This window comes from Burkholderia sp. SIMBA_062 (assembly GCF_046534765.1).
In the GTDB taxonomy this organism is placed as follows: domain Bacteria; phylum Pseudomonadota; class Gammaproteobacteria; order Burkholderiales; family Burkholderiaceae; genus Burkholderia; species Burkholderia ambifaria.
This window is the reverse complement of record NZ_JAWRYD010000119.1, coordinates 1-446: the sequence shown is the minus strand read 5'-3', so window position 1 is coordinate 446 and position 446 is coordinate 1. Positions and strand designations below refer to the sequence as shown.

Below are 446 nucleotides of genomic sequence, written 5' to 3'. Positions count from 1 at the left end.
GTGCTCGTCGCGGTGGGCCGCAGCCCGAACGGCAAGAAGATCGGCGCCGACAAGGCAGGCGTCGCCGTCACCGACCGCGGCTTCATCGACGTCGACAAGCAGATGCGCACGAACGTCCCGCACATCTTCGCGATCGGCGACGTCGTCGGCCAGCCGATGCTCGCGCACAAGGCCGTGCATGAAGGCCACGTCGCAGCGGAAGCCGCGCACGGCGAGAAGGCGTACTTCGACGCGCTGCAGATCCCGTCGGTGGCGTACACCGATCCGGAAGTGGCGTGGGCCGGCAAGACGGAAGACCAGTGCAAGGCCGAAGGCATCAAGTACGGCAAGGCCGTGTTCCCGTGGGCCGCATCGGGCCGCGCGATCGCAAACGGCCGCGACGAAGGCTTCACGAAGCTGATCTTCGACGAGGAAACCCATCGCGTGATCGGCGGCGGCATCGTCGG

Annotated in this window: 1 protein-coding gene; it reads left to right on the top strand. The window is 67.5% G+C overall.

Annotated features, from left to right (window positions below; genetic code table 11):
• Positions 1–446 (top strand): FAD-dependent oxidoreductase (locus SB786_RS35655; protein WP_410731495.1); only part of this gene is annotated, 446 nt, incomplete at both ends.